The sequence below is a fragment of the Serratia sp. Ag1 genome (genome assembly GCF_000743355.1).
Lineage (GTDB): Bacteria > Pseudomonadota > Gammaproteobacteria > Enterobacterales > Enterobacteriaceae > Chania.
The window spans coordinates 181643-201187 of record NZ_JQEI01000025.1; the positions used below are offsets into that span (position 1 = coordinate 181643).

Sequence of the window (19545 nt, forward strand, 5' to 3'; positions counted from 1 at the left end):
AAAGCTTTTATCTTTCAAGACAGAAGCAGTTCAGTGATGAGCCTGTTGCTTTGACCAGTGTTTCAATTCCTCGCTGATAAAGTAATTCACCAGTTCCGTATAGAGGCTTTCAATTACATCTGGGCTCAGGCCGTTTTCACTGGCCCATTGCCTTCTGGTTTGGATCATGGCCTCAAAGCGTGCTTTTGCCCGCACGGCGTCGGGGCTGGTTTTGAATTTTGCCGCGGCTTTGACATATTCAAAACGTTGGGCAAATAATTTAATGATTTGTTGATCCATAATGTCGATCTCAGCACGTATATCTTCCATATTGCTGCAATCCTGCGGTGATAGTCTTTTCATAAGCTCCCCTATTATTTAAAACGATATCAGCGGACATACCCGTTATTCTGTAAACGTTCGAGAACCGTACCTTGCGCATAAACCATACCGGTGGTCAGATCGTGGAAACCGTATTTCTTATAAAATGTCAGCTTATCGGGTACCGAGTAGATAAATACCTTGCCGAGCGGAGCCAAATCCTGCATTACGCGCGCCATTAACTGATGGCCGTAGCCATGCCCTTGCAAGCGCGGGTGGATAGCAACATCTGCCAGATAAGCTACCGAAGTCATATCGCTGATAGCATGAGCGGTAGCCATTAGTTCACCCTTAACGAAGCCGAAATAACAGAACTGACTGTTTTGATAAACCTTCTTCATCATCTGTGGGTCGCGCTTGCCCAATCCTGCGGCTTCCAACAGTTCAGCTAACTGTTGCCAGTCAATGTGGCAATGGCTAAGGCTGACAAAGATCTCCATGGTTTGCTCCTAACTGATGTGTTCAAAGTCTGCATAATGCAGTTTTTTTAGCCTATCGGCACGCTACTACGGAAGAATTGATCGTACAAGGGAATACGGGATTTCATCAGCTTTTTGATTCCATTGAAAATATGATCTGCCACCGTCTGTCACGTCTAACAGCGTTCCCAAAATGCTTCACGTGGTCAAAAAATGGGCGTAAAATGTGGGTGATTTTTAATGGAGGCAGTAAAGGTATTATGGTTGATCGTGAGTTAGGAAACTGGAAAGACTTCATTGACGAGATGTTAGGTAACTAACACCGGCTTGAAGCTGACAACAAGGCAGTTGATTGGTTTTTTTTACTTAAAACACCTTGGGTACAAAACATAAGTTGTAGTAATAAAAATAAAGCAGCATCGGTTCGCTGATGCTGCTTTTTTTACGCGTATTATTCGCTACTTTTTTCTGCCGCTGACGGCACTGCATGCTTACCAGGGAAGCGGCGGCGCACCAGAACAAAGAACAGTGGCACAAAGAAAATAGCCAGAACGGTGGCGGAAATCATGCCGCCCATCACACCGGTACCGACAGCGTGTTGGCTACCTGAACCGGCACCAGAGCTGATGGTCATCGGCAAGACGCCGAAGATAAAGGCCAGTGAGGTCATCAGAATCGGGCGCAGACGCATGCGCGAAGCTTCCAGCGTGGCGGCCATCAGGTCTTGCCCTTTCTGATTGAGTTCATTGGCAAATTCGACGATCAGGATGGCGTTCTTGGCGGACAACCCGATAATCGTCAATAGCCCCACCTGGAAGTAGACGTCATTTTCCAGCCCGCGCAGCCAAGTGGCAGCTACGGCACCAATCACCCCAAGCGGCACAACCAGCATGACCGAGAACGGGATCGACCAGCTTTCATACAGGGCCGCCAGGCACAGGAATACTACCAGCAGCGAGATGGCATACAGCGCCGGGGCCTGTGAGCCAGACAGCCGCTCCTGATAAGACATTGCGGTCCATTCGAGGCCAAAACCGACCGGCAACTGGCTGACGAGTTTTTCCATCTCAAGCATTGCGGTGCCGGTACTGACACCGGCAGCGGCTTCACCAACAATTTCGACCGTTGAACTGCCGTTATAGCGTTCAAGACGTGGTGAACCGAAATTCCAATGCGATGTGGCAAAGGCGGAGAACGGCACCATGCCACCGCTGCTGTTGCGCACGTACCATTTATTGATATCTTCCGGCAGCATGCGGAAAGGGGCTGCGGCCTGTACATACACTTTCTTCACTCGTCCACGATCGACAAAGTCGTTCACGTAGGTTGAGCCCCAGGCCGTTGACAGCGTGCTGTTTATATCGCTAATCGCAACGCCCAGCGCCTGCGCTTTGCGTTGATCGATATCGATCTGCAACTGCGGGCTATCATCCAGGCCGTTATGGCGCACGCGGGATAACTGCGGGTTCTGCCCCGCCAGTTGCAGCAATTGATCGCGTGCCGCCATCAGCTTAGCGTGGCCCAGCCCGGCATGATCCTCTAGCTGCATATCAAAGCCCGCAGCGTTACCCAGCCCGGTAATCGCTGGTGGGCTGCTGGCGATCACTCTGGCTTCATTGATCTTGGCGAAGGCCTTGGTCGCGCGATCGATAATATCGAAGGAGCTGTTGGCCCCCGACGTGCGTAGTTCCCAGTCTTTCAGGCGGATAAACATCCGGGCTACGTTCTGCCCATTTCCCCCTGGCCCAGAGCCAATGGTGGAAAATACCGACAGCACGTTATCTTGTTCTTTACTCAGGAAATACTGCTCCACCTTTTCCACTACTTTGGTGGTTTGCTGCAGGGTTGAACCTGTTGGCAGTTGCACCTGCACGGTGAACACGCCGCGATCTTCCTGCGGCAGGAATGAGGTCGGCAGTTTCAGGAACAACAAAGCCATCCCGCCGAGCAACAGCAGGTAAATCGCCAGATAGCGGAGGCTGTGATGCAGCACGCGCGCGACACCGCGTTCATAGCGTTCAGCGCTACGGTTGAACATGCGGTTGAACCAGCCAAAGAAACCACGCTTGCCATGGTGGTGGCCTTTGGTGAGCGGTTTCAGCAGGGTAGCGCACAGTGCTGGGGTCAGGATCATTGCCACCAACACCGACAGCACCATGGCAGAAACGATAGTGATCGAGAACTGGCGATAAATTGCCCCGGTAGTGCCGCCAAAGAACGCCATGGGAATAAATACTGCTGAAAGCACCATGGCGATCCCCACCAGCGCTCCCTGAATTTGCCCCATAGACTTACGCGTTGCCTCGCGCGGTGGTAATCCTTCTTCACTCATCACGCGTTCAACGTTTTCCACTACCACGATGGCATCGTCCACCAACAGGCCGATCGCCAGGACCATAGCGAACATTGTCAGGGTGTTAATGCTGTAGCCAAAGGCGGCAAGAATGGTGAAGGTACCCATCAGCACGACTGGAACGGCGATGGTCGGGATCAGCGTCGCGCGGAAGTTTTGCAGGAACAGGTACATCACCAGAAACACCAGTGCGATGGCTTCCAGCAGCGTTTTCACCACGTCTTTAATCGATGCTTTAACGAACGGCGTGGTTTCATAGGCGATTTTTGCTTCCAGCCCAGATGGGAAATAGTGCGCCAGCTCGGCGAGTTTGTTTTTCACCAGTTGATCGGTTTGCAGTTCGTTAGCGCCGGAAGCCAGTTTGATATTCATCCCGGCGGCTTGCAGGCCGTTATAGCGGCTGAGGAAGTTGTAGTTTTCGCCGCCGAGTTCAACGGTAGCGACATCACCCAGTGTGACCATGGAACCATCCTGGTTAACGCGCAGGGTGATCTCGCGGAATTGCTCTGGCGTCTGCAACTGGGATTGGGCGTTGATGGTGGCGTTAAGCGCCTGTTTGTCTACCGACGGAGTCCCGCCCAGTTGGCCTACCGCCACTTGGGCGTTCTGCGCCCCGATCGCGCTGATCACATCCTGCGTGGTCAATTTATAGCTGGTGAGTTTGTTTGGATCCAGCCAGATGCGCATCGCGTACTGTGAGCCATAAACGTCCATGCTACCCACGCCATCAAGGCGGCTGAGCGGATCTTGCAGGTTGGAGACAAGGTAATCGGCGATATCCTGCTTATCCATACTGCCATCGGTGGAGACGAAAGCCACCATCATCAGCGTGGTATCACCGGATTTGGAGACAGAAACCCCCTGTTGCTGTACCGCTTGCGGCAAGCGTTTCAGCGCTCCCTGTAGCTGGTTTTGCACCTGTTGCATGGCCTGATTGGGGTCGGTACCGGCGTTGAACGTCAGCGTCACGCTGGCCTGGCCGGTATTGGTGCTTTGCGACGACATGTACATCATGTTATCGAGGCCGGTCATGTTCTGCTCGATAATCTGCGTTACGGTGTTTTCCAGCGTTTGCGCTGAAGCTCCTGGGTAATTGGCACTAATCCGCACATTAGGCGGAGCGAGGTTCGGGTATTGTTCAATAGGCAACGAAAAAATTGCCAATGTGCCCGTCAGGCAAAGAATAATTGCCAAAACCCAGGCAAAAATAGGGCGGTCAATGAAAAAATTGGCCATGCAGCATGAACCTCGTTATGACTTGTTATATTTTTGACAGCATCTGTTATGGGTACAACGTTCAGCCGATCTTCAACACTCTTGCACTTTACCCGTGATAGGCAGGGAAAGCGTGGAGAAAGAATGGAGATAATGTAAATAACAGTGGGTGTCAGCTACATTTATCGCAGAGTCAGTGACATTATCACAGCAGGAGTTTGGCATGGAAATTAACCCGGTATTTGCTCGCCGCCTTTATCTCTGTTGGTTAATCAGCCACAGTGAACGGCCTAATGTGCCGCGCTTGATGGCGTTGACCGGTTGGCCGCGCCGCACATTGCAGGATGTGCTGAAAGCGTTGCCTGGTTTGGGGGTGGAATTACAGTTTGTGCAGCAGGGAATGCGTAATAACGATGGTTTCTATCGGCTTGAGAATTGGGGGCCGCTGAATAAAAGCTGGGTTAACCAGCATCATCTGGCATTGCTTGCCGCGATTGAATAACGGCTCCCCGGCATGCCGGGGAGAGATTACTGGCTTTTATATTCCAGAAACAAAACGGTGGCTGCCACGCGTGAACGGACGTTGAGCTTGCGCAGCATGTTGCGAATATGCACTTTCACCGTCTCTTCAGAGATATGCAACTGTGCGGCTACCTGCTTGTTCGACATACCGCGCGCGACCTCCTGTAACACATCCAGTTCACGTTCGGTGAGATCGGCGAACGGATCGTGCTGTTCGCTGCGTGAGGCCAGATAGTCGGCTACCGCTTCGCTGATCACATTCTTGCCTTCAGCGGCTTCATGGATATGCTCCAGCAGCTGCTCCGGCTCGCTGTCTTTCAGCAGATAGCCGTCAGCACCGGCGTCGATCAACGCATAAACATCGCTGCGCGCATCGGAGACGGTCAGCACAATGATACGGGCATCCACGTCTTCTTCACGCAAGGCTTTCAGCGTATCCAGCCCAGAAAGACCCTTCATGTTCAGATCCAGCAGGATCACGTCTGGCGCCAACTGCCCGGCTAACGTGATGGCTTCGTTACCATTGCTGGCTTCTGCCACGACGGTAAAGGTCGGATCCAGCCCAAGCAACTGTTTGATGCCCCGGCGCATCAGTGGGTGATCGTCAACGATCATGACTTTATAATTTTTTATCACCATGAAACATGCTCCCTGTAGCGAGTGAAACCACGCAAGTGCCAGATAGGCATTTGGCTGTTAATCACAGAACGGCGTTGAGGCCGCGGATAGTATTAAAAGGCGACTCATGCCCGACGGCAACCAATAACTCCCTCAAGGCGGGAAAATAAGACAGATCTCTGTGCCTTTTTCTTTGCCACGCCGGATATGCAGTTTCCCCCCCAGGCGCGCCGCCCGTTCGCTCATGATTGTCAGGCCGTAGTGGCCTTCCGGTTCATCCAGGCTGTCGATGCCGGAACCATCATCGATGATGGTGATCTGGTTATCGCCTTCTGGGGAGAGTTCGCAGCGAATGACAATTTCCTGTGCATCGGCGTGCTTGATGGCATTCAGCACCGCTTCACGCACGATCTGCAACGCATGCACCTGTTGCTGTGCATTCAGCGCCTGTGAGGCAAGCCGACAGTGTAACTGAATCCGTGCGCAGGTCAGAAGTTTTAATGGCTCCAATACCTGCTCAAGCGCCGCATTGAGATCGGGATCCTGAATACTCAAGCGGAAAGTGGTCAGCAACTCGCGCAGTTGGCGGTAAGCATCAGCCAGTGCCCGATCAAAATCATTAATGATCTCGTGAGCTGCTGGCGTGCTGCCGGCGAGAGTACGCTTCAGCAAGGTGAGCTGGATACGCAGGAACGTCAGTGCCTGAGCCAGTGAATCATGCAGCTCGCGGGCAATGGTGGCGCGTTCCTCCATCAGCAGAAATTGCATATGCTGCTTTTGCGCACGATTGAAATAAACGCTGCGGCTGAGCATATTCGCCACGCTTTGCATCAGGTGCGGGTGGGGCGGTTGTTGCTGTTGCTGCCAGCTCAGGCTGCCCAACGGCTTGTGATCCTGCACGATTGTGAGTGCGTGCCACTCCTGTTCTGCCAGCGGTTCACCACTGCTGACCTGCCACTGGCTGAGGTTATCTTCCACATTCAGTTGAATGCATTGCAGTTGTTCACTCAGGCGCACAATGCGCAACACTTTCTCGAACGCCCGTTGATCAAGTTGCCCGGCGCTCAGCGCTTGTGAACAGCTGTAAAGCACCTCCAGCGTGCGGTTGGCCTGCTGCAGGCGCTCGGTTTTTTCCTGCACCTTATATTCCAGCGACTTATAGAGCTTAGCCAGTTCGCCGGACATGGCGGTGAACGCCTGTGACAACACCCCCAATTCATTCGGTAATGACACGTCGAGCGGTGGATGGTCGAAATCACGCTGTTGCATACGCTGGCTGGCATCGACCAAACGTTTCAGCGGTGTCACCACCTGGCGGCGCATAAAACGGATGCAGAACAGCACCAGAGCGACGATGGCGATATACCCCATAACGCTGATCGCGGCCACAATGGTGAGTTTGATTTCTGAATAGCGCTGCAGCGCCAGCACAAAATGGTCGATCTGTTTGACGTAGCTGGCGACTTGCGCCTGGTAGTTCGCCGTCTGCCCGGCTTGGATCTGTTTCTCCAGCGTTAGCCAGGACTGACGCAGCGTCAGGTACTTTTCCCGCACGTCCTTCGGGACGTAAAAACGATCGAGCTTGAGCAGGGCGGGAGCCAGCAGCGATTGCTGATATTGCAACAAATACTCGTTCAACTCACCGGAACCAGTGGTCAATGCGTAGGCCAGGCGATAGCTCTGCATACGCAAGGAACCGGCAATATTCACGGCTTCGGCATCGCGCAGGCTATCGGCGACGGTGGTCAGCGCCAGCCCGGTAGATAACACCGAAAGTATCACGATGCTGATCAAGGCTTTAGCCATGCTAGCTGTCACTGAACGTTTTACGAGCAATTAAGCATCCTTATCAGAAGGCGAGCCTAAGCCCGTGAATTCGTTGGTGGGCAAAATGATAACCTTTTACGGCGCGAAAGCACCGCGACTTTTGTCAAACTGTCAGATGCGGATTGAGGTGACTCCCGTTATATAGTAAAGTAAATAACGCTCGCGTAGAAATCCTCGTCAGAAACCCCTCTATGCATTGCCAGAGATTGATCTGGCGCAATCAACCTAGTGATTTACCCATAAAGAGTGATTATTTCACTCTGGCGTTCAGCCTATTTTGACCTTACCCCGGTAGGGGTTTTGAGCGCAAACATAACAGAATTACAGGGTCATTTTGATACGCAGTTTGTATTTCTAACACTAAGGATAAACCGCATGGCCGAATTGTCGCGACGCAAGCTGCTCAGCGGACAATGGCGTCATCATTCTGATGCGATCCGCCCCCCATGGTCGCGCGAAGCTCCTCTCTTTCTTGCGGGTTGCACTCGTTGTCAGGCCTGCATCAACGCCTGTGAAACCGGTGTGTTAGTCGTTGGCAGCGGTGGTTTTCCTGAAGTTGATTTCCAACGTGCGGAGTGCACCTTCTGCCGCCGATGTGCAGAGGCTTGCGAAGCTCCGCTGTTTTATCCGCTGCAATACCCACCCTGGCAACTGGTGGCAACCTTTACCGATCGTTGCCTGGCCATGCAGGGCATTGAGTGCCGCAGTTGCCAGGATAACTGTGAAACGCAGGCGATCCGCTTCCGGCCACAGTTGGGGGGGATAGCCAAGCCGGCTCTCGATGCGGCGGCCTGTAGCGGCTGTGGAGCTTGTGTAGCCAGTTGCCCAACGGTGGCGATCGCGATAACCCGGAGTGAAAACAATGAATAACGAGTGGCATGTGAGCGGGTTGATGGTTCAGGCCCGGCCTGAAATGTTTCCAGGGTTGATTCCAGCGCTGCTGGCAATCCCAGAGACGGAAGTTCCGGCACAGGATCAACAGCAAGGTAAGTTGGTCGTGGTGATGCAGGCAGCACGCTCTGAGGCGTTGCTGGAAAAAATTGAGTCGGTGCGTAATTTGGATGGCGTACTGGCGGTGTCGCTGGTTTATCACCAGCAGGATGAGCAAGGTGAGGTAACGCCATGAAACTCAGTCGTCGAGACTTCATGAAAGCTAACGCTGCAGCGGCTGCCGCTGCGGCTGCCGGGCTGACGATCCCAACGGTCGCCCAGGCCGTGGTCGGCGGTGCCGACGAAATCAAATGGGACAAAGCGCCTTGCCGTTTCTGCGGCACAGGTTGCGGCGTGCTGGTGGGCACGCAGAATGGCCGGATTGTTGCCTCTCAGGGCGATCCTGATGCGCCAGTCAACCGTGGTTTGAACTGTATCAAAGGCTACTTCCTGCCGAAAATCATGTACGGCAAAGACCGCCTGACGCAGCCGCTGTTGCGGATGAAAAACGGCCAATACGATAAAGAAGGGGAGTTTACGCCCATCAGTTGGGAACAGGCTTTCGATATCATGGCCGAGAAGTTCAAAGGAACCTTGAAAGAGAAAGGCCCAGAGGGCGTGGGCATGTTCGGTTCCGGCCAGTGGACGGTATGGGAAGGTTACGCCGCTGCCAAGCTGTTCAAGGCCGGTCTGCGTTCCAACAACCTTGATCCGAACGCGCGCCACTGCATGGCTTCGGCAGTGGTGGGTTTTATGCGCACCTTCGGCATGGATGAACCCATGGGCTGCTACGATGATATCGAGCAGGCCGATGCGTTTGTGCTGTGGGGTTCCAACATGGCGGAAATGCACCCGATCCTCTGGTCGCGCATCACCAACCGCCGTTTGGGTAACGACAAGGTCAATGTCTCGGTTCTGTCGACGTTTGAGCACCGCAGCTTTGAGCTGGCGGATAACGCTATGGTGTTCACCCCGCAGACCGATCTGGCGATCATGAATTACATCGCCAACTACATTATCCAGAACAACGCGGTCGATCAGGAATTCCTCAAACAGCACGTCAACCTCCGCAAAGGCGCGACCGATATCGGTTACGGCCTGCGTCCGACGCACCCGTTGGAGAAAGCCGCCAAGAATCCGGGCAGTGATGCTTCAGAGCCGATGAGCTTTGATGATTACAAAGCCTTCGTAGCGGAATACACGCTGGATAAGGCTGCCGAGATGAGCGGCGTACCGAAAGACCAACTGGAAGCGCTGGCGAAGCTGTATGCCGATCCGAATGTGAAGGTAGTGTCTTACTGGACCATGGGCTTTAACCAGCATACGCGCGGCGTTTGGGCGAATAACCTGTGCTACAACCTGCACCTGCTGACCGGCAAGATCTCCAAGCCGGGCTGCGGGCCGTTCTCGCTCACTGGTCAGCCTTCTGCCTGTGGTACTGCGCGTGAAGTCGGGACCTTTGCTCACCGTTTGCCTGCCGATATGGTGGTCACCAACGAGAAGCACCGCCAGATTGCCGAACAGAAGTGGCAGTTACCGGCTGGCACCATCCCAGAAAAAGTCGGGCTGCACGCGGTGGCGCAAGACCGAGCGCTGAAAGACGGCAAACTGAATGCCTACTGGGTGATGTGTAACAACAACATGCAGGCTGGGCCGAATATTAGCCAAGAACGCATGCCGGGCTGGCGCGATCCGCGCAACTTTATTGTGGTTTCCGATCCCTATCCGACGATCAGCGCGTTGGCGGCGGACTTAATTCTGCCGACCGCCATGTGGGTTGAGAAAGAAGGGGCTTACGGTAACGCCGAGCGACGTACCCAGTTCTGGCGTCAGCAGGTGCCAGCGCCGGGCGAGGCCAAATCCGATCTGTGGCAACTGGTGGAGTTCTCCAAACGCTTCAAAGTGGAGGAAGTATGGCCCGCAGAGCTGCTGAATCAGAAGCCGGAATACCGTGGCAAGACCCTATATGACGTGCTGTTTGACAACGGCGAAGTCAATAAATACAAGCTGGAAGAGATCCCGGCAGCTCAGTTGAACGACGAAGCGCGGGCTTTCGGTTATTACATCCAGAAAGGCCTGTTTGAAGAGTATGCGGGCTTTGGTCGCGGCCATGGTCACGATCTGGCGCCGTTCGACATGTATCACCAGGCGCGTGGTTTACGCTGGCCGGTGGTGGATGGCAAAGAAACCCTGTGGCGCTATCGCGAAGGTACCGATCCTTATGTGAAAGCGGGTGAAAGCGTGCGTTTCTACGGTAAACCCGACGGTAAAGCGGTGATCTTCGCGCTGCCGTATGAACCAGCGGCAGAAAGCCCGGATAAAGAATACGATCTGTGGTTGTCCACTGGCCGTGTGCTGGAGCATTGGCATACCGGTTCCATGACGCGCCGCGTGCCGGAATTGCACCGTGCTTTCCCTGAGGCGGTGACGTTTATCCACCCGCTGGATGCCAAAGAACGCAACCTGCGCCGGGGCGACAAAGTGAAAGTGGTTTCCCGCCGGGGTGAAGTGATCAGCATTGTAGAAACCCGTGGCCGTAACCGTCCGCCGAAAGGTCTGGTTTACATGCCATTCTTCGATGCCGCACAACTGGTCAACAACCTGACGCTGGATGCGACCGATCCGCTGTCAAAAGAGACCGATTACAAGAAGTGCGCGGTGAAACTGGAGAAGGTATAAGGCCAACGCCATGAGCCAGCAACGAGATAAAACCCCGGCACGGCGGCGCTTTCTGCGTGATGCTGCTCGCAGCGCCGCCGGGTTGGCGGGAATCGCCGCACTGCTCGGGTTGCAGCAAAAGCAGTCGCAGGCGCGTGATGGCCTGGCGTTGCGGCCACCGGGTGCGTTGGTGGCGGGAGCCTTTGACAGCGCCTGCATCCGTTGCGGCCAGTGCGTGCAGGCATGCCCGTATCAGACGCTGAAACTGGCCACGCTGCTCTCGCCGCTGGCGGCAGGAACGCCTTACTTTGTGGCACGGGATATCCCTTGCGAGATGTGTGACGACCTGCCGTGCGTGGTGGCCTGCCCCAGCGGGGCATTGGATCCCGCCCTGACCGATATCGATCAGGCACGAATGGGGTTGGCGGTGCTGTTGGATCACGAAAATTGCCTGAACTGGCAGGGCTTGCGTTGTGACGTCTGTTACCGTGTCTGCCCGCAGATCGATAAGGCGATTACGCTGGATCTGCAGCACAACCAACGGACCGGCAAGCATGCGCTGTTCCTGCCTACGGTACACAGCGACGCCTGCACCGGCTGCGGCAAGTGCGAGCAGGCTTGCGTGCTGGAACAGGCGGCAATCAAGGTGTTGCCAATGGAGCTGGCGCGCGGTCAGTTGGGCGAGCATTACCGCTGGGGTTGGCAGGAGAAACAGCGTGCCGGGCATTCGCTGGTGCCGGAAGGGATCACCTTACCGGTACGTGGTGCAAAGGAGGGGAATGATGGCTAATCCTGTCGCACAAGCCGGGCGTGATGCGCGTCTGCGCCACGGTTGGTGGAGCAGCAACCGCTTCCTGATCTTGCGGCGCAGCAGCCAGTTACTGATCTTGCTGATGTTTCTGTCCGGGCCACTGTGGGGCGTTTGGATCCTGCGTGGCAACTACAGCGCCAGCCTGTTGCTGGAGACCATCCCGCTCACCGATCCGTTGATGATGCTGGAAAGCCTGCTGGCCGGTCATTGGCCTGCCTGGTTGGTGTGGGTAGGCACGGCAGTGGTGCTGATCTACGGCCTGATCGGCAATCGGGTGTTCTGTGGCTGGGTTTGCCCGTTGAACCCGGTCACCGATCTGGCGGCGTGGCTGCGGCGCAAGCTGGGTTTACGGCAATCTGCCAGCCTGCCGCGCAGCCTGCGTTACGGCATCCTGATCGCCGTGCTGGTGGGCAGCGCCGTCAGTGGCACGCTGCTGTGGGAATGGCTCAACCCGGTTGCTGTGATGGGCCGTGGCTTGATTCATGGTACCGGTGAAGGGGCACTAAGTTGGCTCAAAGGCCTGGTTGCCGCTTTTGGTGCGGGGATCTGGCTGATTGTGGCGCTGTTCCTGTTTGATCTGCTGGTGGTTGAGCACGGCTGGTGTGGCCATCTTTGCCCGATAGGCGCGTTATATGGCGTGATTGGCAGCCAGGGTGTGGTGCAGATCAGCGCAGAGCGGCGCGAAAGTTGCACCCGCTGTATGGATTGTTTCCATGTGTGCCCGGAACCCCAGATTTTGCGTGAACCGTTATTACTACAAAAAGGTACACCACGGGTGGCCAGTGATGCCTGTATTGCCTGCGGACGCTGTATCGACGTCTGTGCAGAAAATGTATTCGAAATTAAGACCAAATTTCATTATTCGGGAGCCAAAAAATGAAAAGCAATGTCCTGAACAAGCCGCTTTCCCTGTGTGGAGCGCTGCTGTCGCTGGTGGTTGCCAGCTTCGCGTTTGCCGCCAGTGATGTGGATCTTCAGCAATCGCCAGAGGTTTCCGCCACTGTCGAAGGGCAGATCAGAATGCCGAAACAGCAGGAGAGAATGGCGCTGAACTACGTCAACCAGCCGCCGATGATCCCGCACAGTATTGATGGCTATCAGGTGACCAAGAACACTAACCGTTGTTTGCAGTGCCACGGGGTTGAGAGTTATCGCACCACTGGCGCTCCGCGCGTCAGCCCGACACACTTTATGGACAGCAACGGCAAAGTGCTGGGTGAAGTGGCACCACGCCGCTATTTCTGTCTGCAATGTCACGTACCACAAACCGATGCTGCACCGATCATCGGTAACGATTTCAAGCCTATGCCAGGCTTTGGGCAATAAGCGGGGGAGTTATGGCCGAACGTAATAATGAAACGCCTGAGAAAAAGGCCGGGTTGATTCGCCGCTTATGGTGCTGGTGGCGCAGGCCAAGCCGCTTGGCTTTGGGTACGCTGCTGCTGTTGGGGTTTGTGGCCGGGATCATTTTCTGGGGTGGTTTCAACACCGGTATGGAGGCGGCTAACACCGAGCAGTTCTGTATCAGTTGCCACGAAATGCGCGAGAACGTCTACGAAGAATATATGGAGAGTGTGCACTACAGCAACCGCAGCGGCGTTCGCGCCACCTGCCCGGATTGCCACGTTCCGCACGAGTGGGGGCCTAAAATGCTGCGCAAGATAAAGGCCAGCAAAGAGCTGTATGCCAAGGTGTTTGGCCTGATCGACACGCCGCAGAAGTTTGAGGCGCACCGCTTGACGATGGCCAGCAACGAATGGGCCCGGATGAAGGCCAATAACTCACAGGAATGCCGTAACTGTCATAACTTTGAGTATATGGATTTCAACGCCCAGAAAACCGTGGCGGCGAAGATGCACGACAAAGCGATTACCGAAGGCAAAACCTGCATTGATTGCCATAAAGGGATCGCACACAAGCTGCCGGATATGCGCGAAGTACCGAACGGCTTCTAAGTTATTGGTATATACCCGTCATACTTCAAGTTGCTTGGGTGTTGGCTTCCTTCACTCACCCCAGTCACTTACCTGAGTAAGCTCCTGGGGCTTATGAGCCTCAGAGAGGCTCACCCTGCGGGCCAGCGCAAGCGCTGTTCAAATCGGTCTTTGACCGATTTGTCGCTCAGTTGCCGCCTACAAGCAACTCGAATTATTTTGGGTATAAAAAAACCCGCAGTGCTGCAAAGCCTGCGGGTTTTTTGTTGCAAATCCGCCGTAGCTGCGTTTTGCTATTGCCACATGTTGGGTCGGGTCTGCTAACGGAAGCTGGGTTTATGTCATCCAAGATTGAAAATATCAGGAAAGAGCTGCTGTCGAACAACTGGTATGTATTGAACAAATATACCTTTGATTTGAAACGTAAGAACGGTGGTTCCATTGAACAGGTACGCGAGGTGTACGATCGTGGTAACGGCGCAACGATTCTGTTGTATAACCGCGCTAAAGGCAGCGTGGTGCTGACCAACCAATTCCGTATGCCGACCTACGTCAACGGCAATGCCAGCGGCATGTTGCTGGAGGCCTGCGCCGGGCTGCTGGACGCTGACTCCCCCGAACAGTGCGCCCGCCGCGAAGCGATAGAAGAAACCGGCTTTCAGGTAGGGGAAGTACAGAAAATCTTCGAAGCCTACATGTCGCCGGGCGGCGTGACGGAGATTATCCATTTCTTTATTGCCGAGTACCAGGATAACGAACGCCATACCGCAGGTGGCGGTATTGAAGATGAAGATATCGAAGTGGTGGAGTTGCCGTTCAGCGAAGCGATAGCGATGATCGCCGATGGCCGCATCAAAGACGGTAAAACCATCATGCTGCTGCAGTATCTGCAAATCCATCGGGTGATGGGATAAGGATGGGTTGGCCTGTCGTTTATGGCAGGCCACCTACGGCAACATCAGTAGCGATTATCTAAAAATCGCCGTGACCACCTCTTCCCCGACATAAGCATAACCGCGATACATCCCTTCACTGTTAAAAGCCAGGCTGATATTGCCTTGCGCATCAACGGCAACCAACCCGCCTTCACCGCCGATGGTGGGGAGCTTTTCCATCACTACCTGCTCGGTGGCCTGTGCCAGAGAAAGGCCCGCATAGCGCATCAGAGCGCACACATCGTAGGCTGTGACCATGCGCATAAACATCTCCCCGGTACCGGTACAGGAAATGGCCGCCGTCTGGTTATCCGCATAGGTTCCGGCACCTAAAATCGGGGTATCGCCGACGCGCCCCGCCTGCTTATTGGTCATGCCGCCTGTGGAGGTTGCCGCTGCCAGATTGCCGTGGCTATCGAGCGCGACGGCTCCGACGGTGCCGAATTTATGTTCTTCACTGATTGGCGGAGCTTGCTGGGTGAGGGTTTCGGCGCTGTGATCCAACACCATGCCACCATGACCATTTTTTACCCGATACAACTGCTCACGCCGGGCATCGGTAGAAAAATAGCTGTTATCTACCAGTTCCAACCCCTGTTGACGGGCAAAGTCTTCGGCACCCGCGCCGACAAACAGCACATGGTCGCTATGCTCCATAATGGCGCGGGCGGCCTGGATCGGGTGTTTGATATGGTTAACGCAAGAGAGTGCCCCGGCTTGCAGATTGGCACCGTTCATGATTGCCGCATCCAGTTCATGGGTTTCCGCATGGGTAAATACCGCGCCTTTCCCGGCATTGAATAACGGGCAATCTTCCAACAGCGTGACCGCCTGAGTAACGGCGTCGGTGGCGCTGCCGCCTTGAGCCAGAATAGCCTGGCCCGCTGCTAACACCGCTTGTAAAGCGGCGTGGTATTCCTGTTCTTTTTTTGCTGTACAACTATGGCGGCTGATAGTGCCTGCGCCACCATGGATGACGATAACGGGCTTGATTGTGCTCATTTTTATGACCTTGAATGCGTTTAGTTAATCCGCTCGACATGGTGGCAGGCCACCTGCGTGCTGCCGAGCGTCCGTAATTGGGGTTCTTCCTGCTGACAACGTGCATCGGCAAACGGGCAACGTTTGTGGAAAGCACAGCCGGAAGGGGGATTCAGCGGGCTCGGCAGTTCTCCCATGATCTTGATTTTTATCTGCCGATCTTCTGGGTGAATGGTCGGGGTGGCCGACAGCAGCGCTTTGGTATAAGGATGCAGTGGTTGCGCATAGAGCGTGGTTTTACTGCTAATCTCCACGGCACGCCCGAGATACATCACCATGACATCATTGGCAACATGTTCCACAACGGAAAGGTTATGGGAAATAAACACATAGGTGGTATTAAATTCCGCCTGTAAATCCATAAACAGATTCAGCACCTGTGCCTGGATCGAAACATCCAGCGCGGAGGTGGGTTCATCTGCAATCACAATTTGCGGGTTAAGCATCATGGCACGGGCGATGGCAATCCGCTGCCGCTGCCCGCCAGAAAACATGTGCGGGTAGCGGTGGTAATGCTCCGGGCGTAACCCGACTTTGCTCATCATTAACCGCACTCGTTCCTCACGCTCTTTGGCATTCAGCGACGTGTTGATCGCCAGCGGATCGCTGAGCTGTGTGCCGATCTTGCTGCGCGGATTCAATGAGGCATAAGGGTTTTGGAACACCATCTGCACTTTGGCGCGCATCGCTTTGCGCTGTGCCGCCGTGGCGCTGGCGATATCCTGGCCGTCAAGCACCAATGAACCTGAAGTCGGCGATTCGATTAAGGTTAGCTGGCGGGCCAGGGTGGATTTGCCGCAGCCGGACTCACCGACCACGGCCAGAGTTTTGCCGGCAGCCAACGAAAAGCTGACTCCATTGAGCGCCTTGACGGTGTGGCCCTTGCTCAAGAAACCTTGGCCGACCTCATAATGGCGAGTGAGATCGGTGGCTTGTAATATCGTTTTCATGGTTGACCTGACGCATTGAGAGGGAAGTAGCACCTGACGGCATAGTCGTCGCTAACGGTGAGTTCTGGGCGCTTGGCGCTGCACTGTTGTTGAACATACGGGCAACGCGGTGCCAGTAAACACCCCATCGGGCGATCGAATTGCCCCGGCACAATCCCTGGCAGGGTAAACAGGCGTTCGGTTCCCTTGCTGTGTTCCGGGATCGACTTCAGCAACGCCTGCGTATAAGGATGGTGTGGGCGACGGAAGATCGCTGGCACGGCAGAGACTTCGGCGATCTGCCCGGCATACATCACCACTGCTTTATGGGCGATCTCTGCTACCACCGCCAGGTCATGGGTGATCAGGATCAGCGCCATCCCCTGCGTTTTCTGCAGATTTACCAGCAGCTCCATGATTTGCGCCTGAATGGTGACATCCAGCGCCGTGGTCGGTTCATCGGCGATCAATAACTTCGGCTTACAGGCGATAGCCATGGCGATCACCACGCGCTGGCTCATTCCCCCCGATAGCTGATGGGGGTAAGCCTCCAAACGGCGAGCCGGATCGGGGATCTCTACCAGTGTCATCAGCTCAATGGCGCGATCGCGTAATGCTGCGCCCTTCAGCCCTTGGTGCAGCGCCAGCACTTCCATAATCTGCCGCCCGACGGTGTAGCTGGGGTTGAGGGATGACATCGGATCCTGAAAAATCATGGCGATATCTTTGCCAATGATCTTGCGGCGTTCGCGGGGCGACAGGGTTAGCATGTCATGGCCGTCAAACTGCAGGGTGTCTGCGGAAACCCGCCCCTGCTTTTCCAACAGCCCCATCATCGCCATCATGGTGACCGATTTACCCGATCCTGACTCACCGACAATACCGACGATCTCACCGTGCTCGACGGTTAAATTCACATTTTCAACCGCACGAAACGGTTTTTTCCGCGCGCCAAAGGCTACGGAGAGGTTACGAATATCCAATAGGCTCATGCGTTCACCTTATCCTGCTTGCTTCAGACGCGGATCCAGTGCGTCACGCAGACCATCACCGATCAGATTGATAGACACGACCGACAACAGAATTGTCAGGCCCGGCATGGTGACGATCCACCAGGCGCGCTCCATATATTCACGCGCTGAAGCCAGCATGGTGCCCCATTCCGGGTCTGGTGGCTGAATGCCCAGCCCGAGAAAGCCCAGTGCGGCAATTTCCAGGATCGCCGACGAGAAACTCATGGTCATGTGCACAATCAGCGGGGCCATGCAGTTGGGCAGCACGGTGAAAAACATCAGGCGCAGCGTACCGGCTCCGCCAACCCGCGCCGCCGTAACATAGTCCCGATTCAGTTCCATCATCACCGACGCCCGTGTCAGGCGCACGTAACCGGGTAACGATGCAATGGCGATGGCGATCATCGCATTGAGCAGGCCCGGGCCGAGTACCGCCATAATGGCCACCGCCAGCAGCAGAGTGGGCATCGACATCATGATGTCCATCAAACGCATTACGGCGACACCGATGAAGCGCGGATAAAATGCCGCCAACAGCCCCAGCATGGCACCTGGGATCAGGGCAAAAATCACCGCACAGAAACCGATAAACAGCGACAACCGCCCGCCGTACATCAAGCGGGAAAGAATATCGCGCCCAACTTCGTCAGTCCCCAACGGGAAGGCGGCACTGCCGTGCTCTTGCCACATCGGCGGCTGCATCAGGTGATCGCGGTATTGCGTGATCGGATCATAAGGTGCCAACCAGGGGGCAAAAACGGCGGCAATCAGCACGATCGCGATGAAACCCAGCGCGATCGAGGCACCGCGATTCGTTGCAAAGCTCTGGCAGAACTCTTTGAATGGCGAGGGATAGCGGTATGAGAGATCGTCCTGATCCAGCGCCATGCCGTTATTCAACATTGCATTAGACATCATCGGCTCCTGTTAAGCGTGGCGAATACGCGGGTTGACCACACCGTATAAAATATCCACCAGCACGTTGGTGATGATGACCAAGGTGGCAACCAGCAGAATACCGTTCTGCACCACCTGGTAATCGCGGCGGCCAATTGCCTCGATCAGCCATTTGCCAATGCCGGGCCAGGAGAAAATGGTTTCTGTCATCACGGCACCGCCCAGCAGTGAACTGACGCTGAGGCCGATAATGGTTAATACCGGGATCAAGGCATTGCGCAGGGCATGGCCAAAAATGACCCGTAACGGCGATAACCCTTTGGCGTAGGCGGTGCGCACATAATCCTCACGCAGCACCTCCAGCATCGATGAACGCGTCATGCGCGAGACAATCGCCAATGGCACGGTAGCCAGGACGATGGCCGGGAGGATCAGGTGTTTTAGCGCGTTAAGGAACGCCCCCTGATTGGCATCGGGATCCTGATATTGCGCGATCAGCGCATCGATCAGCATAAAACCGCTGTGGGGTTCAATATCAAAATCCAGATCAATGCGGCCTGATACCGGCGTCCAGCCCAGTTGCACCGAAAAGAACATGATCAGGATTAAGCTCCACCAGAAAATCGGCATGGAAAAGCCGGTTAATGACAAGCCCATCACACCATGATCAAAAATAGAACCACGCTTAACGGCGGCTAATACCCCAATCGGGATACCGACAATAATCGCCAGGATCATGGCCAGCGTGGCTAATTCCAAGGTGGCAGGGAACAGCGTCAGAAACTCATGCAGCACCGATTCATTAGAGGTGAGCGACATGCCTAAATCGCCGTGCAGCAGGCTGCTCAGATAATTGAAATACTGCTGTGGCAGGGGCAAATCCAACCCCAGTTTTTTCAGCATTTCCGCGTGATAAACGGGATCCAGCCCGCGTTCGCCCATCATGATTTCCACCGGATCGCCGGGGATCAGATGAACCAGCATAAACGTAATCAAGGTGATCCCGATAAAGCTCGGGATCAGCATCAATAGGCGCTTTAGAATAAATTTAACCATTGGAGTACCTATTAAAAGTGCGTGGTG

Annotated in this window: 20 protein-coding genes; 10 read left to right on the top strand and 10 right to left on the bottom strand. The window is 54.9% G+C overall.

Going from position 1 to position 19545, the window contains the following annotated elements:
• Positions 1-30: 30 nt before the first annotated feature.
• Both IV04_RS15775 and IV04_RS15780 read right to left on the bottom strand, forming a co-directional pair.
• Positions 31-342 carry an isochorismate lyase gene (locus IV04_RS15775; protein ID WP_037395580.1) on the bottom strand — a complete coding sequence of 104 codons (312 nt, stop codon included), beginning with the start codon at positions 340-342 and terminating at the stop codon, positions 31-33.
• A 26-nt stretch (positions 343-368) separates the two neighbouring features.
• Complete coding sequence (locus IV04_RS15780; protein ID WP_037395581.1) at positions 369-800, bottom strand: GNAT family N-acetyltransferase; 432 nt, start codon at positions 798-800, stop codon at positions 369-371.
• A 239-nt stretch (positions 801-1039) separates the two neighbouring features.
• On the opposite strand from IV04_RS15780, the gene ypfM reads away from it, so the two are divergent.
• Positions 1040-1099 (top strand): protein YpfM, encoded by a 60-nt coding sequence (ypfM, locus tag IV04_RS26140; protein ID WP_100396732.1) that lies wholly within the window; start codon positions 1040-1042, stop codon positions 1097-1099.
• A 131-nt stretch (positions 1100-1230) separates the two neighbouring features.
• Here the strand turns inward: ypfM and acrD are convergent, their stop codons facing one another.
• Complete coding sequence (gene acrD, locus IV04_RS15785) at positions 1231-4368, bottom strand: multidrug efflux RND transporter permease AcrD (RefSeq protein WP_037395583.1); 3138 nt, start codon at positions 4366-4368, stop codon at positions 1231-1233.
• 202 nt (positions 4369-4570) lie between these two features.
• On the opposite strand from acrD, the gene IV04_RS15790 reads away from it, so the two are divergent.
• Positions 4571-4849 (top strand): helix-turn-helix domain-containing protein, encoded by a 279-nt coding sequence (locus IV04_RS15790; RefSeq protein ID WP_037395585.1) that lies wholly within the window; start codon positions 4571-4573, stop codon positions 4847-4849.
• Between the two features lie 26 nt (positions 4850-4875).
• Here IV04_RS15790 and narL read toward each other — a convergent pair whose 3' ends face one another.
• Both narL and narQ read right to left on the bottom strand, forming a co-directional pair.
• Positions 4876-5508, bottom strand: coding sequence for a two-component system response regulator NarL (narL, locus tag IV04_RS15795; protein ID WP_037395587.1), 633 nt, complete (start codon positions 5506-5508; stop codon positions 4876-4878).
• A 132-nt stretch (positions 5509-5640) separates the two neighbouring features.
• Complete coding sequence (gene narQ / locus IV04_RS15800) at positions 5641-7323, bottom strand: nitrate/nitrite two-component system sensor histidine kinase NarQ (protein ID WP_037395589.1); 1683 nt, start codon at positions 7321-7323, stop codon at positions 5641-5643.
• A gap of 366 nt (positions 7324-7689) precedes the next feature.
• Between narQ and napF the strand changes: the two genes are divergently transcribed.
• The 8 genes from napF to nudK all read left to right on the top strand — a co-directional run bounded on the left by napF (position 7690) and on the right by nudK (position 14561).
• Positions 7690-8184: a ferredoxin-type protein NapF gene (gene napF / locus IV04_RS15805; protein WP_037395591.1), complete on the top strand. Its 495-nt coding sequence runs from the start codon at positions 7690-7692 to the stop codon at positions 8182-8184.
• On the top strand, positions 8177-8440 hold the full coding sequence (gene napD / locus IV04_RS15810; protein ID WP_037395593.1) for a chaperone NapD: 264 nt from the start codon (positions 8177-8179) through the stop codon (positions 8438-8440). Before napF ends, napD begins: the two co-directional genes overlap by 8 nt.
• Complete coding sequence (napA, locus tag IV04_RS15815; RefSeq protein ID WP_037395595.1) at positions 8437-10923, top strand: nitrate reductase catalytic subunit NapA; 2487 nt, start codon at positions 8437-8439, stop codon at positions 10921-10923. Before napD ends, napA begins: the two co-directional genes overlap by 4 nt.
• 10 nt (positions 10924-10933) lie before the next feature.
• Entirely contained in the window at positions 10934-11692 is a 759-nt protein-coding gene (gene napG / locus IV04_RS15820; RefSeq protein WP_037395597.1) for a ferredoxin-type protein NapG, read from the top strand.
• On the top strand, positions 11685-12593 hold the full coding sequence (gene napH / locus IV04_RS15825; protein WP_037395599.1) for a quinol dehydrogenase ferredoxin subunit NapH: 909 nt from the start codon (positions 11685-11687) through the stop codon (positions 12591-12593). Before napG ends, napH begins: the two co-directional genes overlap by 8 nt.
• A complete protein-coding gene (gene napB / locus IV04_RS15830; RefSeq protein ID WP_037395601.1) occupies positions 12590-13039 on the top strand; it encodes a nitrate reductase cytochrome c-type subunit in 450 nt (149 codons plus the stop codon). The genes napH and napB overlap by 4 nt, the downstream gene beginning before the upstream one ends.
• A gap of 11 nt (positions 13040-13050) precedes the next feature.
• Positions 13051-13668, top strand: coding sequence for a cytochrome c-type protein NapC (gene napC, locus IV04_RS15835; protein ID WP_037395603.1), 618 nt, complete (start codon positions 13051-13053; stop codon positions 13666-13668).
• A gap of 317 nt (positions 13669-13985) precedes the next feature.
• Complete coding sequence (gene nudK, locus IV04_RS15840; RefSeq protein ID WP_037395605.1) at positions 13986-14561, top strand: GDP-mannose pyrophosphatase NudK; 576 nt, start codon at positions 13986-13988, stop codon at positions 14559-14561.
• Positions 14562-14615: 54 nt separating this feature from the next.
• Here the strand turns inward: nudK and IV04_RS15845 are convergent, their stop codons facing one another.
• Genes IV04_RS15845 through IV04_RS15865 form a run of 5 tightly spaced genes read right to left on the bottom strand, consistent with a single transcriptional unit; the run spans position 14616 to position 19518 of the window.
• Positions 14616-15584, bottom strand: coding sequence for an isoaspartyl peptidase/L-asparaginase family protein (locus IV04_RS15845; RefSeq protein WP_037395607.1), 969 nt, complete (start codon positions 15582-15584; stop codon positions 14616-14618).
• A 20-nt stretch (positions 15585-15604) separates the two neighbouring features.
• Positions 15605-16573: a peptide ABC transporter ATP-binding protein gene (locus IV04_RS15850; RefSeq protein WP_037395609.1), complete on the bottom strand. Its 969-nt coding sequence runs from the start codon at positions 16571-16573 to the stop codon at positions 15605-15607.
• Complete coding sequence (locus IV04_RS15855; RefSeq protein ID WP_037395610.1) at positions 16570-17544, bottom strand: ABC transporter ATP-binding protein; 975 nt, start codon at positions 17542-17544, stop codon at positions 16570-16572. The genes IV04_RS15850 and IV04_RS15855 overlap by 4 nt, the downstream gene beginning before the upstream one ends.
• A 9-nt stretch (positions 17545-17553) precedes the next feature.
• Positions 17554-18453 carry an ABC transporter permease subunit gene (locus tag IV04_RS15860; protein WP_197062140.1) on the bottom strand — a complete coding sequence of 300 codons (900 nt, stop codon included), beginning with the start codon at positions 18451-18453 and terminating at the stop codon, positions 17554-17556.
• A gap of 39 nt (positions 18454-18492) precedes the next feature.
• Positions 18493-19518: an ABC transporter permease subunit gene (locus tag IV04_RS15865; protein WP_037395614.1), complete on the bottom strand. Its 1026-nt coding sequence runs from the start codon at positions 19516-19518 to the stop codon at positions 18493-18495.
• Positions 19519-19545: the final 27 nt, after the last annotated feature.

Coding starts and splice junctions, on each gene's coding strand:
- napC (WP_037395603.1), top strand. CDS start 13,051: ATGGCCGAACGTAATAATGAAACGCCTGAGAAAAAGGCCGGGTTGATT.
- napH (WP_037395599.1), top strand. CDS start 11,685: ATGGCTAATCCTGTCGCACAAGCCGGGCGTGATGCGCGTCTGCGCCAC.
- IV04_RS15790 (WP_037395585.1), top strand. CDS start 4,571: ATGGAAATTAACCCGGTATTTGCTCGCCGCCTTTATCTCTGTTGGTTA.
- IV04_RS15775 (WP_037395580.1), bottom strand. CDS start 342: ATGAAAAGACTATCACCGCAGGATTGCAGCAATATGGAAGATATACGT.
- IV04_RS15850 (WP_037395609.1), bottom strand. CDS start 16,573: ATGAAAACGATATTACAAGCCACCGATCTCACTCGCCATTATGAGGTC.
- narL (WP_037395587.1), bottom strand. CDS start 5,508: ATGGTGATAAAAAATTATAAAGTCATGATCGTTGACGATCACCCACTG.
- napF (WP_037395591.1), top strand. CDS start 7,690: ATGGCCGAATTGTCGCGACGCAAGCTGCTCAGCGGACAATGGCGTCAT.
- IV04_RS15855 (WP_037395610.1), bottom strand. CDS start 17,544: ATGAGCCTATTGGATATTCGTAACCTCTCCGTAGCCTTTGGCGCGCGG.
- IV04_RS15860 (WP_197062140.1), bottom strand. CDS start 18,453: ATGGCGCTGGATCAGGACGATCTCTCATACCGCTATCCCTCGCCATTC.
- napD (WP_037395593.1), top strand. CDS start 8,177: ATGAATAACGAGTGGCATGTGAGCGGGTTGATGGTTCAGGCCCGGCCT.
- IV04_RS15780 (WP_037395581.1), bottom strand. CDS start 800: ATGGAGATCTTTGTCAGCCTTAGCCATTGCCACATTGACTGGCAACAG.
- napG (WP_037395597.1), top strand. CDS start 10,934: ATGAGCCAGCAACGAGATAAAACCCCGGCACGGCGGCGCTTTCTGCGT.
- napA (WP_037395595.1), top strand. CDS start 8,437: ATGAAACTCAGTCGTCGAGACTTCATGAAAGCTAACGCTGCAGCGGCT.
- nudK (WP_037395605.1), top strand. CDS start 13,986: ATGTCATCCAAGATTGAAAATATCAGGAAAGAGCTGCTGTCGAACAAC.
- napB (WP_037395601.1), top strand. CDS start 12,590: ATGAAAAGCAATGTCCTGAACAAGCCGCTTTCCCTGTGTGGAGCGCTG.
- IV04_RS15845 (WP_037395607.1), bottom strand. CDS start 15,584: ATGAGCACAATCAAGCCCGTTATCGTCATCCATGGTGGCGCAGGCACT.
- IV04_RS15865 (WP_037395614.1), bottom strand. CDS start 19,518: ATGGTTAAATTTATTCTAAAGCGCCTATTGATGCTGATCCCGAGCTTT.
- acrD (WP_037395583.1), bottom strand. CDS start 4,368: ATGGCCAATTTTTTCATTGACCGCCCTATTTTTGCCTGGGTTTTGGCA.